Origin of the sequence: Stenotrophomonas sp. NRRL B-14846 (genome assembly GCF_050473585.1) — a bacterium.
Lineage (GTDB): Bacteria > Pseudomonadota > Gammaproteobacteria > Xanthomonadales > Xanthomonadaceae > Stenotrophomonas.
The window spans coordinates 264369-277674 of the sequence record NZ_JBFLUN010000022.1 but is presented as its reverse complement, the minus strand read 5'-3'; the positions used below and the strand labels follow the sequence as shown (position 1 = coordinate 277674).

13 protein-coding genes are annotated in these 13306 nt (G+C 68.4%); 6 read left to right on the top strand and 7 right to left on the bottom strand.

Translation table 11 applies throughout. The features are described from left to right. The first annotated feature begins 19 nt into the window (after positions 1–19). Together AB1281_RS03455 and AB1281_RS03450 are read left to right on the top strand one after the other, a co-directional pair. Entirely contained in the window at positions 20–991 is a 972-nt protein-coding gene (locus AB1281_RS03455) for an FAD:protein FMN transferase (protein WP_430345054.1), read from the top strand. Further along, positions 988–2592, top strand: a complete 1605-nt coding sequence (locus AB1281_RS03450) for a sulfite reductase subunit alpha (protein ID WP_430345053.1) — start codon at positions 988–990, stop codon at positions 2590–2592. Before AB1281_RS03455 ends, AB1281_RS03450 begins: the two co-directional genes overlap by 4 nt. A 145-nt stretch (positions 2593–2737) precedes the next feature. Here the strand turns inward: AB1281_RS03450 and AB1281_RS03445 are convergent, their stop codons facing one another. The 4 genes from AB1281_RS03445 to AB1281_RS03430 all read right to left on the bottom strand — a co-directional run bounded on the left by AB1281_RS03445 (position 2738) and on the right by AB1281_RS03430 (position 5899). After that, positions 2738–3346, bottom strand: a complete 609-nt coding sequence (locus AB1281_RS03445) for a HutD/Ves family protein (RefSeq protein ID WP_430345052.1) — start codon at positions 3344–3346, stop codon at positions 2738–2740. 34 nt (positions 3347–3380) lie between these two features. Further along, positions 3381–4106 carry a murein L,D-transpeptidase catalytic domain family protein gene (locus AB1281_RS03440; protein ID WP_004147404.1) on the bottom strand — a complete coding sequence of 242 codons (726 nt, stop codon included), beginning with the start codon at positions 4104–4106 and terminating at the stop codon, positions 3381–3383. Between the two features lie 17 nt (positions 4107–4123). After that, a complete protein-coding gene (locus AB1281_RS03435; RefSeq protein WP_430345051.1) occupies positions 4124–5221 on the bottom strand; it encodes a L,D-transpeptidase in 1098 nt (365 codons plus the stop codon). 351 nt (positions 5222–5572) lie between these two features. Continuing rightward, positions 5573–5899, bottom strand: coding sequence for a ComEA family DNA-binding protein (locus tag AB1281_RS03430; protein ID WP_075676596.1), 327 nt, complete (start codon positions 5897–5899; stop codon positions 5573–5575). A gap of 199 nt (positions 5900–6098) precedes the next feature. On the opposite strand from AB1281_RS03430, the gene AB1281_RS03425 reads away from it, so the two are divergent. From AB1281_RS03425 to murU, 4 genes are all read left to right on the top strand, one after another. Beyond that, positions 6099–7592 (top strand): M20 family metallopeptidase, encoded by a 1494-nt coding sequence (locus AB1281_RS03425; protein WP_101765060.1) that lies wholly within the window; start codon positions 6099–6101, stop codon positions 7590–7592. A gap of 69 nt (positions 7593–7661) precedes the next feature. Then, positions 7662–7931, top strand: a complete 270-nt coding sequence (locus AB1281_RS03420) for a GlsB/YeaQ/YmgE family stress response membrane protein (RefSeq protein ID WP_005415577.1) — start codon at positions 7662–7664, stop codon at positions 7929–7931. A gap of 64 nt (positions 7932–7995) precedes the next feature. Next, the gene (locus tag AB1281_RS03415; RefSeq protein ID WP_430345050.1) at positions 7996–9021 is read left to right on the top strand and encodes an aminoglycoside phosphotransferase family protein; all 1026 of its coding nucleotides are present in this window, start codon (positions 7996–7998) and stop codon (positions 9019–9021) included. Beyond that, positions 9018–9728: an N-acetylmuramate alpha-1-phosphate uridylyltransferase MurU gene (murU, locus tag AB1281_RS03410; RefSeq protein WP_075675148.1), complete on the top strand. Its 711-nt coding sequence runs from the start codon at positions 9018–9020 to the stop codon at positions 9726–9728. Before AB1281_RS03415 ends, murU begins: the two co-directional genes overlap by 4 nt. A 501-nt stretch (positions 9729–10229) precedes the next feature. On the opposite strand, the gene hda is transcribed toward murU, so the two are convergent. The 3 genes from hda to AB1281_RS03395 are packed head-to-tail and all read right to left on the bottom strand — an operon-like array spanning position 10230 to position 13242. Next, complete coding sequence (gene hda, locus AB1281_RS03405; protein ID WP_014646247.1) at positions 10230–10937, bottom strand: DnaA regulatory inactivator Hda; 708 nt, start codon at positions 10935–10937, stop codon at positions 10230–10232. Beyond that, on the bottom strand, positions 10937–12106 hold the full coding sequence (locus tag AB1281_RS03400; protein WP_430345049.1) for an AI-2E family transporter: 1170 nt from the start codon (positions 12104–12106) through the stop codon (positions 10937–10939). Before AB1281_RS03400 ends, hda begins: the two co-directional genes overlap by 1 nt. Continuing rightward, on the bottom strand, positions 12103–13242 hold the full coding sequence (locus AB1281_RS03395; protein ID WP_430345048.1) for a DUF2066 domain-containing protein: 1140 nt from the start codon (positions 13240–13242) through the stop codon (positions 12103–12105). The genes AB1281_RS03400 and AB1281_RS03395 overlap by 4 nt, the downstream gene beginning before the upstream one ends. Between the last annotated feature and the right edge of the window lie 64 nt (positions 13243–13306).

The following is a 13306-nucleotide window of genomic DNA, read 5'->3' as shown; positions in this document are numbered from 1 at the left end:
GCCACCGCAACGCATCACCATGACCGATTCCCTGCTCGACATCGCCCGCCTCGGTGGCACCACCATGGGCACCACCTGGAGCGTGTCGCTGGTCGCGTCGCGCCAGCGCGACCTGCACCCGCTGCACGCCGGCATCCAGGCGCGGCTGGATGAGGTGGTCGCGCAGATGAGCACCTGGGAGCGCGGTTCGGATCTGAGCCGCTACAACCGCGCCGACGCCGGCCAGTGGTGCACGCTACCGGCCGAGACGCGCCAGGTGCTGGCCTGCGCACAGGCCATCGCCGCCGCGAGTGAGGGCGCCTTCGACCCCACCCTTGGCCCGTTGGTTGCACTGTGGGGTTTCGGTGCACACGCAGGCGATCGCCACCTGCCCGATGCCAACACCCTGCAGGCCACCCGCGACCGATGCGGTTGGCAGCGCCTGCAGTGGCAGGACGATGTGCTACTGCAGCCGGGCGGGCTGGAACTGGATCTCTCTGCGATCGCCAAGGGCTTCGGCGTCGATCACGTCGCCGCCTGGCTGCGCGCGCAAGGCATCGTTGCGGCGCTGATCGAAGTCGGCGGCGAGCTGGCCGGCTATGGCCGCAAGCCCGACGGCCAGCCATGGCGCGTGCTGGTGGAATCGGCGCCGGAAGAAGACGCGCACACCGAGACCCCGCCACGCGTACTCGCGCTGGACGGGCTTGCGGTGGCCACTTCGGGGGATCGCTGGCACCAGTACCAGGCCGATGGCCAAGCCTACAGCCACAGCCTCGACCCGCGTACCGGCATGCCGGTGCGCCAGGTTGCAGCGGCGGTGACCGTGGTCGCCGACGACGCGATGCATGCCGATGCCTGGGCCACCGCGCTGACCGTGCTCGGCCGCGAGCGCGGCATGGCACTGGCCGAACGCGAAGGGCTGGCCGCACGCTACCTGCAACGCGCAGCAGAAGGCCCGCGCGAATTCCTCAGCAGCGCCTTCCAGCGTCTGCTCGACGAGCAGGATGCATGAGCGCACGCCCGTCGCGCGCGTGGCTCGGCAACGCTGTGGTCCTGCTTCTGCTGGCGCTGGTCGGGTGGGCGCTGCTGCGCCTGCACCTGGGCGAAGCCTGGTGGCAAGGTGCGCCCCCGATACGGCAATCGCAGGCCGCGCTGATCGCCACGGCGCTGTACGCACTGGCCTGCACTGCGTTGTGGTGGCGTGGACGCCCGCGCGACGACGCCCCATCGGGCGATACCGCGCCGATCCTGCTGGTCTGGGCCAGCCAGACCGGTTTCGCCCGCGAACTGGCCGAACGCAGTGCCGAGGCCCTGCGTGGTGCCGGCGTGCCGGTGCGTGTGCGCGGCCTGCATGAGGTGGATGGCGCGTTGCTGGCCGACAGCCAGCGCGCGCTGTTCATTGCCAGCACCACCGGTGAGGGTGATCCGCCCGACCACGCCCTGCCGTTCCTGCGCGGGGTGATGGCCACGCCGCCCCCACTGCAGCATCTGCAGTACGGCGTGCTCGCGCTGGGCGACCGCAGCTATGGCCACTTCTGCGGATTCGGCCATCAGCTCGACCAATGGCTGCGCCAGCACGGCGCGCATCCGTTGTTCGATGCGATCGAAGTCGACAACGCCGATCCGGCGGCGTTGCGTCATTGGCAGCAGTTGCTGGGACAGCTCGGTGGTGGCGCCAGTGAACTACCCGACTGGAGTCCCGCCGAGTATCAGCCGTGGACGCTGCTGCAGCGCCAGCATCTGAACCCCGGCAGCCCTGGCGGCCCGGTGTACTGGTTGCGCCTGCAGCCACCCGTTGGTGTTGATGTGCAATGGCAGGCCGGCGACATCGCCGAGATTGGTCCGCAGCATGCATCGCACACCGTGCGTGCCTGGCTGGACGCACAACGCTTCGATGCGGACACCGTGCTGAATGACGGGCAGACGTTGCTGTCACGCGTCGCGCGCTCGCACCTGCCCTCATTGGTTCCCCCGGGTGATCTTCCAGCGCTGCTGGCGACCCTGCAACCGCTGCCGCATCGCGAGTACTCGATCGCCTCGGTGATGGCCGACGGCGCCGTGGAGCTGCTGCTGCGCCGCCAGCTGCGCGCCGATGGCACACCCGGCATCGGCAGCGGCTGGCTGTGCGACTACGCAGCCATCGGAGAAGCGGTGCAGCTGCGACTGCGCCGCAACGACAATTTCCACGGCGTGGCCGCCGACGTGCCGCTGCTGCTGATCGGCAATGGCACCGGCATCGCCGGCCTGCGCGCGCATCTGCACGAACGTATCCGCAGTGGCGCACGCCGGACGTGGCTGCTGTTCGGTGAGCGCACCGCCGCGTACGACTTCCACTTCGGTGAAGAACTGCAGGCAATGCTGGCCGACGGCGCGCTGGCGCGGCTGGATGCAGTGTTCAGCCGCGACGGCGGTACGCATCGCTATGTGCAGGACCGGCTGCTGGCCGAAGCGACAACGCTGCGGCAGTGGGTCGATGAAGGCGCGACGATCCTGGTCTGCGGCAGCCTGCAGGGCATGGCCCCGGCCGTGGATGCGGTGATCGAGCAGGTGCTGGGTACCGCAGGCAAGGAAGCGCTGCTGCTGGCCGGTCGTTACCGGCGCGATGTGTATTGAGGCCGCCGCATCCTGGTAGGTGCGAACCGCGTTCTGGTGGATGCGAACGGCTTTCTGGTGGGTGCGAACCCTGGTTCGCACCATGACGCGGTGTCGGTAGCCCCATCCACGCATGGCGTGGATGGTGCCCACCGGCGCCAACACATCATGCCCCCGCCGCGCTGACCCGTATCGCCAACAACTCGCCGCCACCGCTGAGCGCATGCCGTTGCCTCTCGCCCGCCGCCAACCACGCGGCGTCTCCCGCCTGCAGCGGCGGCAGGCCGCTGTCGGCGCCGAACTCCGCCTGTCCGGCCAGCAGATGCAGCGCCCACGCAACGCCCGGTTCGCAGAAGAAGAACATCGCGCCCACCAGTGGCCGGTGCAGCAGTTCGGCCTGCAGCAGGTCGCGCCTCCACATCAGGTTGAAGTCGTGGGTGGTGCCATCGACCAGTTCGCCGTGCAGCGCTTCCTCGCCAGCGAAGCGCACCCGTCCGTGCGGCGGCAGCACCTCGGCCACCCGGCCATCCTCGAAATGCAGGCGCACGCCATTGCCCTGCAACAGCACCAGTTCGCGTTCCACGCCGGGGAAGGCGGAAAACGCAGCGTCCTGCTCGATCTCGGCCACGGACAGGCGCAGCGCCCAGTCATCGCCTTGCGCGGGCAGGCGCAGGATCTCGCGGGTCCAGCCAAGTCCATTCCGCCAGCGTTCGCGGCGATAGTCCAGGTGGGAGATCACCTGGCTCGGAGTGTGCAGCAGGGAGTCGATGTTCATCGGCGCATTGCATCACGCCGCGCGCCGTCGTGCATCACCGCGTGGCGAGCGTGCCCTGGCCACCACACTCGCCACCCAGCAGCTGCGAGTGCTTCAGCCAGTCCTGATCGGGGTAGTAGGCAAACACCATCGTGCCACCGCGCAAGGCGTCGATCAGCGGCTTGGCCACCGACAGCCGCACCGCCGGGCAGCCCAGGCTGCGGCCGAGCCGCCCCTGCAGCTGTGCGGTGGCCGGGTTCACGTAGGGTGCGCCGTGGATGACGATCGCGCGTTCGCGCGCGCGGTCGTTGAAGCCCGGCTCCAGGCCGGCCAGGCGCAGCGAATATCCATTGCCGCCCATGTAGGTCTCCTGCGCAGTGAACGCGCCGAGACTGGACATGAAACTGCCATCGCGGTTGGAGAAGTGTTCGGTGCGGTTCTCGCCGCTGTTGCGGCCATGCGCCACCCATTCCTCGAACAGCAGGCGCTGGTGCGCCAGGTCGAACACCCACAGGCGCGGCTCGGTGGACGGCCGCGAATAGTCGATCACGCTGAGGCGATCACCGTTGATGCCCAGCTCCGGCCGCTGCAGCGCACAGCGCATGGCATGTGCCGCCAGCTGCAACACGTGGCGGTCGGCCTTGGGCGCACTGCGCGACAGCAAGGCAGCCAAATCATCGGCACTGGTGGCGAGGGCGGGCGTCTGTGCCAGCGCCGGGGCGCTGGCGGAGGTCGCCAGCAGGCCGAACGCGGCCAGCCGGCACAGGCGGGATGCAGTCATGGGCACAACGAGGGGACTCAGTTGCCCTTGAGGGTGGACCCTGGCGGCTCGGATTCCAAGACCGGCTGCATTCCGGATTCAGCCGGGCTTGGGCGGACCGCCGGCAGCGAGGTCACCAGCAGGGTCGTGCCCGGCACCAGCACCTGGTACAGCTGGCGGGCGAAATCGGCCGGCAGCGCCATCGGCAACGAGGGCGTGGCCAGCAGGTCCGGGGTGGCCTGGGCACGGTCCTGGCCCAGCAGCGGATAGGCCGTCCACTGGTGCAGGCGCTGGTTCACGTCCAGCGGGCTGGGCGTATCGCTGTAGCCCTGCCCCATCACGAACAACGTGGTGCCCTGGAAGGCCGGCAGGGCGTCGGCCTTCAGCGGCGACTCGCCGATCATCACGCCATCGCGCAGCACATACAGGCGCTGGTCATGCAGGCTGACCAGGATGCCGACCTGCCCGGCCGGGGCTGCGCTGTCGTCCCACCAGGCCTGCGCCGGCGCCCCGCCCTCGGTCTCCGGCAGGGCCTGGCCACGTGCGTTGACCGGTGCCAGCACCGACGGATAGGCCAGGGTCATCGGCGAACTCTTGGCGTCGGCGACGACCACGGTATCGCCGCGCTGCGTTTCGCTGAACAGCTTCTGCGCGAACGCCTGCGGCAGGCGCACGCAGCCGTGCGAGGCCGGGTGTCCGGGCAGGCTGCCGCCATGCAGGGCGATGCCGTCCCAGGTCAGCCGCTGCATGTAGGGCATCGGCGCGCTGTTGTAGAGGTTGGACTTGTGGTCCTTGTCCTTCTGCAGGATGGTGAACACACCGGTCGGCGTCTCGTGCCCGGCCTTGCCCGAGCTGATCGTGGTCAGGCCGATGGCAATGCCGTTGCGGTAGACGTAGGCGCGCTGCTCATCGAGGCTGACCACCAGCACGATCGGTCCGGTCGGCGAGATTTCCGGATGCCACAGGTACTCGCCCGGCTTCAGGTCGGTCGGCCCGCGTACCTCGGCGGTGCTGGCAGCAGTGGCCGTTGGCTTGGCAGCCGCAGCCGGTGCAGCGGCGTGGGCCAGCAGCGGCAGGGCCAGCGGCAGGGCCAGCGCCAGGGCGAGCATCAGGGTCGTGGGGCGGTGCGGAAGCATCCAGCGGTGTCCTTTCCATGCGGAGCGGCCACCGTACACCATCGGCCCGTGGTGACCGCGGCAAAACCAGGCGCCGGAAATGAAACTGCCCGGCGACACAGCCATGTGTCGTACCGGGCAATCGTTACGTCCTTGTCGGCCTGCTGCCGCCCCCTCGCATCCTGCGCTGTGGGGGTAGCGTTGCATCCTGCACGCGGCCGCGTCTGTCCTGTTTGTATCTCAGCCCCTTCCACAGGTCTGTGATGCCACCATCCTGGTGATTGGTGCCGCGTCCTGCGGCGGTCGGTGGTCACGGCCTTCCTGTCCGTGTCCGGTGAACCAGCCTCCTGCCGGTTCCGACGATTCCTGCTGTCAGCGCCTGGGTACGGTCCGCACCGGTACCGATCCGGGTACCGGATCCGCCGGCAACAACCTGTTGCCTACGGTGATCCGCTGTCGATTCCGTTCGACGATCGCTTTCCCTATCCCCCTCACCTGCGTCAGGTCCTCGACGCGATGAAACGGGCCGTGTCTGCGCCGGTGCTCGACGATCGCCTCGGCCTTGGCGGCTCCGACCATCGTCAATCCCTGCTGCAGCGCCTGGGCATCGGCGCGGTTGATGTCGATCGGTTCGGCGGCATGCGCCCCAGCGATCCCCACTACCAGCACCAGTGCCCTCAACACGACAAACCAAGGCACGACGTGTATCTCCCTGTGATTCTAGCCGTCCCGACCGGCAATCCCGTCGGTAGGAACAGTGTCCGTCACCACATGTGCACAGCCTATCGGTTTCCCGGATTTCCGTAAGCCAGCCAAATACCCGACGTGATGTAGGAAAAACCCTACCCTCAGCACAGGCGTAGAATGCGCGGATCAGCCCATGCAACCGGAGTTTCAGATGGACAGCGCCAAGCTCGGCCAATTCGTCAATGACAAGTGGGACAGCGAAATCGTCCCGCAGTTGGTCGACTACATCCGCATTCCCAACAAGTCGCCGATGTTCGACGCCAATTGGGTGCAGAACGGCTACATGGAACAGGCGGTCACCCTGATGGAGAACTGGGCCAAGGCCCAGCAGCTGCCCGGCCTGAAGGTTGAAGTGGTGCGCCTGGAAGGCCGTACCCCGCTGATCTTCCTGGAAATTCCGGCCACCGGCGCCGAAACCGGCGACGACACCATCCTGCTCTACGGCCACCTCGACAAGCAGCCGGAAATGACCGGCTGGGACGACGACCTCGGCCCGTGGACCCCGGTCCTGCGCGGCGACAAGCTGTATGGCCGCGGCGGTGCGGACGACGGCTACGCCATCTTCGGCTCGCTGGCCGCGGTGCTGGCGCTGCAGGCCCAGGGCCTGCCGCACGCCCGCTGCGTGGTGCTGATCGAAGCCTGTGAAGAGTCCGGCAGCTATGACCTGCCGGCCTACGTCGACCACCTGGCCGACCGCATCGGCAAGCCGTCGCTGGTGGTCTGCCTGGACTCGGGCTGCGCCAACTACGACCAGCTGTGGTGCACCACCTCGCTGCGCGGCCTGACCGGCGGCAACTTCACCGTGAAGGTGCTCAACGAAGGCGTGCACTCCGGTGATGCCTCCGGCGTGGTTCCGTCCAGCTTCCGCCTGCTGCGCCAGCTGCTGTCGCGCATCGAGGACCAGGACACCGGCCGCATCCTGATCGACGGCATGAACGTGGAGATCCCGGCCGAGCGCCAGGCGCAGGCCAAGCGTGCCGCCGAAGTGGTCGATACCGAGATCTTCGAGAAGTTCCCGATGGTCGACGGCCTGCGTCCGATGAACGAAGACCTGACCGAGCTGGTGCTCAACCGCACCTGGCGCCCGGCGCTGTCGGTCACCGGCGTGGGTGGCATGCCGGCGCTGGAATCGGCCGGCAACGTGCTGCGCCCGCAGACCTCGGTGAAGCTGTCGCTGCGCCTGCCGCCGACCGCCGATGGCAAGACCTGTGGCGAGCTGCTGAAGGAAGCGCTGCTGCGCGATCCGCCGAACGGCGCCCACGTCACCCTGGACCTGGAAAAGGCCTCCACCGGCTGGAATGCCCCGGCCATGGCGCCGTGGCTGACCCAGGCCATCGACGATGCCAGCCAGGCCTTCTTCGGCAAGCCGGCGATGTACATGGGCGAAGGTGGCTCGATCCCGTTCATGGGCATGCTGGGTGAGAAGTTCCCGGGTGCGCAGTTCATGATCACCGGCGTGCTCGGCCCGCACTCCAATGCGCATGGCCCGAACGAGTTCCTGCACATCCCGATGGGCAAGAAGGTCACCGCCTGCGTGTCCAAGGTAATCAGCGAGCACTACGCCGCCAGCCTGCGCGGCGAGACCAGCGGTTCGCCGGTGGCTGCCGACAGCGGCACCCGCCACGGCGACCACGGCTGCTGCTGATCCGGCACCCGTGACGGACGCAGCCTGGCCTTGCTAGGCTGCGTCCACACTCAAGCGGAATCCGCGCGCATGAATGGTCTGTTCGGCAGCAGCAGCTGGCTGTACATCCTGCTGGTTGGCTTCTTCGTCGGCCTGCTTGGGCGTTTCTTCATGCCCGGCAACAACCGCATGGGCTGCCTGCTGACCATCGTGCTGGGCATTCTCGGTGCCCTGCTGGCCGGCTGGTTCGGCCAGTACATGGGCTGGTACGCCCCTGGCGAACCGGCCGGTTTCCTCGGTGCGGTGGTAGGCGCGGTGGCCGTTCTTGCCGTCCTGCGCCTGTTCAGCGGCCGCCGCTGACGCCGCTCCCCCTTCCCTTCCTGTTGCCGACGTTGGCGCGCCCGGCGCGCCCGGATATGCCTGCATGACCGAACCCGCCTCTGATCCCCAGCGCAGCGCGCAGCGCCTGCAGTGGGCCCGTACCCAGCTCGACGATGCCGACGCGGTGGTCGAACGCGCCTCGGTCGATGCCGGCATGCGCAGCTATTGGCGTACCACCAGCACGCGTGGCAGCCACATCGTGATGGACGCTCCGCCGGGACTGGAAGATCCGCGGCCGTGGCTGCGCATGCGCGGCCTGCTGCACGACCACGGTCTGCGCGTGCCCACGCTGCTCGCCCAGGACCTGGAGGCCGGCTTCCTGCTGCTGGAAGATCTCGGCGGCCCGACCCTGGCGAAGATCCTCGACGAGCGCAACGCCGATGAATGGTTCGGTCGCTCGATCGAACAACTGCTGCGCCTGCAGGCTATCCCGGTGCCGGCCGACTTCGGCCAGTTCGGCGAAGCGCTGCTGCAGCGTGATGCCGGCCTGTTCGACGAATGGTTCCTGCAGCGCCACCTGAACCTGGAGCTGGACTGTGGCGAGATTGAAGGCCTGCAGCTGGTGCACCGCCGGCTGATGGACAACGCGCTGGGCCAGGCCCAGCTGATGACCCACCGCGACTACATGCCGCGCAACCTGATGCCGGTCGACGACGGCCCCGCCGTGCTGGACTTCCAGGACCTGGTGCGTGGCCCGATCGCCTACGACGCGGTGAGCCTGTTCAAGGACGCCTTCCTGAGCTGGCCGCAGCAGCGCGTGGACGAGTGGCTGGCGCAGTACCACGAGCGCGCACGCAGCGCCGGCCTGCCGGTGCCCGACCGCGCCACCTTCCTCCGCGATGCCGACTGGATGGGCATCCAGCGCCACGTGAAGATCCTCGGCCTGTTCTGCCGCCTGCGCTACCGCGACAACAAAGGCCACTACCTGGACGACGCACCGCGCTTCATCACCTACCTGGATGAGGTGCTGCCGCGCTACCGCGAACTGGCGCCGTTGCAGCAGCTGCTGGACGACCGCATCAAGCCGGCGCTGGCCGAACTGTCCGCACCGATGCGCGTGGCCCGATGAAGGCGCTGGTCTTTGCCGCTGGCCTCGGCGAGCGCATGCGCCCGCTGACCCTGCACACGCCCAAGCCACTGCTGGAAGTGGCCGGCAAGCCACTGATCGTCTGGCACCTGGAACGCCTCGCGGCGCTCGGCGTGCGCGAGGTGGTCGTCAACACCGCGTGGCTGGCCGAACAGTTTCCGGCGACGCTGGGCGACGGCAGCCAATGGGGCCTGCATCTGCATTTCCTGTACGAAGGGCAGACCCCGCTGGAAACCGGCGGTGGCATCCTCAACGCACTGCCGGTGCTGGGCGACGCCCCGTTCCTGGTGGTGAACGGCGATATCTGGACCGATTTCGATTTCGCCTCGCTGCCGCGCGAGCCGCAGGGCCAGGCACACCTGGTGCTGGTCGACAATCCCGCGCAGCACCCTGACGGTGACTACCGCCTGGATGCACAGGGCCTGCTGCACCACGACCGCACGGGGCCGTGCCTGACCTACGCGGGCATCGGCGTGTACCGTCCTTCGATCGTGGCCGATTGGCGCACGGTGATCGGTGATGCGCCAGGCAGCGAGCGGCTGCCGCCGAAGTTCTCGGTGGTGCCGCTGCAGAAGCACTTCATGGCGCAGGGGTTGATGACGGGGCAGCACCATCGCGGGCGCTGGACTGACGTCGGGACGGTGGATCGCCTGCGCGCGCTGGATGCGGAGTTGGCAGCGAACGGCTGAGCCCCTCGTGGCTGGTCGCGTAGAGTGGATCGCGTGCTTGGCCGGACGGGTGGGCCATGCAGGGGACGCTGCAAGTACGTCCCTGTAAGCTCGATGGCGCCATCCATGGCGCCAACGCCCCTGCATGGCCCACCCGCCCGGCCTCTGACAGTTTCCGTGGGTGTCCAGCCACGGAAGAAAGAAAGAAAAGCAAAAGCGGGTCGCTTCGCTGCGCTTGCTCTGGTGACGACCAACGGTCGTCACCTACCACAAGCAAGACACATGTCGACCAGGGTCGACACCCACCAACAGCCACGGGAACCTGTCGAAGGCGGGGTGGCTCAGGTTGCGGGGGCGTGAGCGCCATGGATGGCGCGACCGAGGCTACATGGACGTACTTGCGCCGTCCCCCGCAACCTGAGCCACCCCGCCATCCCACGGATAGCCCGCTTTTGACGTTGACGTTGACGTTGCCCTGGCTTCGGCGGGTGCAGGGCGCAGCCCTGCAAACAAACCCCACCCTCAGTAGCGGGGCCGGCCTTCTTCCAGCACCTGGCGCAGGAACGGCACGGTGATCCGCCGCTTCGCCGCCAGCGATTCGCGGTCCAGCCAGTCCAGCAGGGTGATCAATCCACCCAGTTCGCGACCGGTGTGCGACAGCAGCCACTCGATGGCCGCCTCGTCGATGGCGAGGCCGCGTCGCAGTGCACGCTCACGCAGCACCGCGGCCCGCCCTTCCTCATCCAGCGGCTGCAGCAGCACGCGCACGCACTGGCCCAGCCGCGAGCGCAGGTCTGGCAGCACCAGTCCCAGTTCGCCCGGCGCCTTCTGTGCGGTGTACAGCACGGTCACGCCCGCAGCGCGCGCACGGTTGTGGAAATCGAACAGCGCGATCTCGTCCTCGCGGTTGCCGGCAACCTCGTCCAGGCCGTCCAGCGCCACCAGTTCGCGCGCTTCCAGCCCATCGAGCGCTGCACGTACACGGCCGGCGGCGCTGGCCAGCGGCACGTAGGTCGGCAGCCGCCCGGCCTGCTCGGCGCTGGAGCACATCGCCAGCGCCTGATGGGTCTTGCCCGTGCCCGCCGCACCTTCCAGGTAGACCCAATCATGGCTGGCGCCGACCGCGATCGCGCGCAGCTGCGCCAGCGCGCCATCCGGCGCGCCGATGAAGGTCTCCAGGCGCTGGTCCCGCGGGTAATGCAGGGCCAGCGGCAGTTGCGGCACACCCATCACTTCAGGTCGGGGCCCTTGTCGTCCGGAACGATGATATGGGGGGCGTCGACCACGCCATCAAGCACGATCGCCGGCTTCTCGCCCACGTACAGCTCGCTCTGGCGATAACGCTGGTGGGCATAGCGCAGCAGCACGTTGGTCACCGCCGCCACCGGAAGCGCCAGCAGCATGCCGAGGAAGCCGAACAGCTGGCCGCCGGCCATCACCGCGAAGATCACCGCCACCGGGTGCAGGCCGATCTTGTCGCCGACGATGCGCGGGGTCAGCACGTAGCTTTCCAGCAGCTGGCCCACGGTGAACACCACGCCGACCAGGATCAGCAGCTTCAGGTCGAAGCCCTGTGCCTGCACCAGCGCGGCCACGATGGCCATCAGGATGCCGGTGGTCGCCCCCAGGTACGGGATGAAGCTGATCAGGCCGGCAATCAGGCCGATCAGCAGGCCCAGCTTGAGGCCGACCAGCGACAGGCCGCCGGCATAGATCACGCCCAGCGCCAGCATCACCAGGAACTGGCCGCGGATGAACGCCCCCAGCACTTCGTTGGACTCGCGTGCCAGCGCACTGATGGTGCCGATCTGGTTGCGCGGGATCACCGAAGCCACCCGCTCGACCAGCTTGTCCCAGTCGCGCAGGAAGTAGAACGCCAGGATCGGCAGCAGCAGGATGTTGACCACCCAGGTCACCATCGCAAAGCCCGAGCGCGAGACGTAGCCCATGAACGTGGTGGCGAAGCCGCCGGCCTGCTGCCAATGGCTGCGCACCCATTCGATCAGGCGGTCCGGATCCATCCACTGCATCACTTCCAGGCCGGTCTTCTGCTCGAACCAGGGAATGCCCTTTTCCATCAGCCACGCCTGCGCCTGCGGCGCGACCGCGATCAGCGTGGTGATCTGGCGCTCGATCATCGGCACCAGCACCAGCAGCAATGCCACGAGCACCAGCACCATCGCTGCGAACACCAGCACCACGCCGGTCATCCGCGAACGGCCGGTGGCCTCGATGCGGTCCACCAGCGGGTCACCCAGCCAGGCCAGCGCCAGTGCCAGCACGAACGGGGTCAGGATCGGCGCCAGCAGCCACACCACCCAGCCGATCAGGCCGGCGAACAGGATGTACTTCAGCCGGCGCAGGAACTGCGCGATTTCAGCTTCCGGGGTCAGGGTCATCGCAGGCGGTACTCGTTGCTGACCGGGGCGGCCACCGGGGTACCGGTGGTGTCGTCGATGGGCGTGGGCAGGGCCGGCAGCGGCGCGCTTGGCACCAGCACGCCGTTGTCGCCGAGCATGCGGTTGAAGCCGGCCAGGCCGGTGGTCATCTCCACGCTCAGCTCCAGCTGGCCGGCCGAGGCGTGCAGCGGGGTGACATTGCGCACCACCGGCACCTCGCGCAGGCCAGCGGCCAGGCGCAGGTAGTCATCGGCGCTGTTGATGCCGGTCACCACCAGGCGGTAGGTGCCGGCCTGGCCGACGGCCACGCCGGCCTTGGCGTAGCGCTTGACCAGCGCATCGGCGGCGCCGTCGGCACCGGCGGCCATCGCGCGCATGGCGTTGGCGTCCTTGCTGGTCCACTTGTTCAGTTCGCGGCCGTTGTCGACGAACACCCAGTCCGCCTGCCAGCCACCATTGGCGCGGTACAGCTTGCCGATCAGCTGCATCGGCGGCGAGTAGCGCGAGGAAGCACGGGCCACGGCGGCACTGTCCTGGCGCCAGATGGCACCGGCCAGGGCCTGTTCTGCAGCACCGCCGCTGGGCAGGCCCAGCTTGTAACCCCGCTCGATGGCGCGGTTCAGCAGCGGGCGGGCGGCATTGGCCTGCTGGACGCTGACCAGGCGCGGACCACTGCCGTCGTCGACGGCCAGCCACAGCACCGGCTTCGGTCGCGGCTGCGGCCACAGCGGCAGGCCCAGCGCCGAGACCAGCGAATCGACGTCATCCTCGCGGAAGCGGGCCACCAGCAGGGTCCGGAAGCTCGGTGCGCCACTGGCGCCCACGCTCTGGTCCTGCTTGTAGTCGTAGCTGGCCACGTAGTCCTTGGCATTGCGCAGCGCCTGCACCACGCCGGGGCGTGACATCACGTTGCGGTCGCCGGACAGCTTGCCCAGCACCACGCTCAGGGCACGGGCCAGGGCACCGTTGCGATCGGCTTCGGCCTGGCTGTTGACGGGCACTTCGGCCTCGTAGGCACCGGAGGCGGTGGCGACATCTCCCTCGGTGCGCAGGCCGCTCTGGGCCATCGTGGCCACCGGCAGGCTCAGTGCAAGGAGCAGGGTCAGAATCAGGCTGCGGCGCATCAGGACATCCATTGGCTCGACGAATCCGGGGGAATTGTTGCCCGAATACGGCCTTTGCGCCAATGCGGCCTGTTAA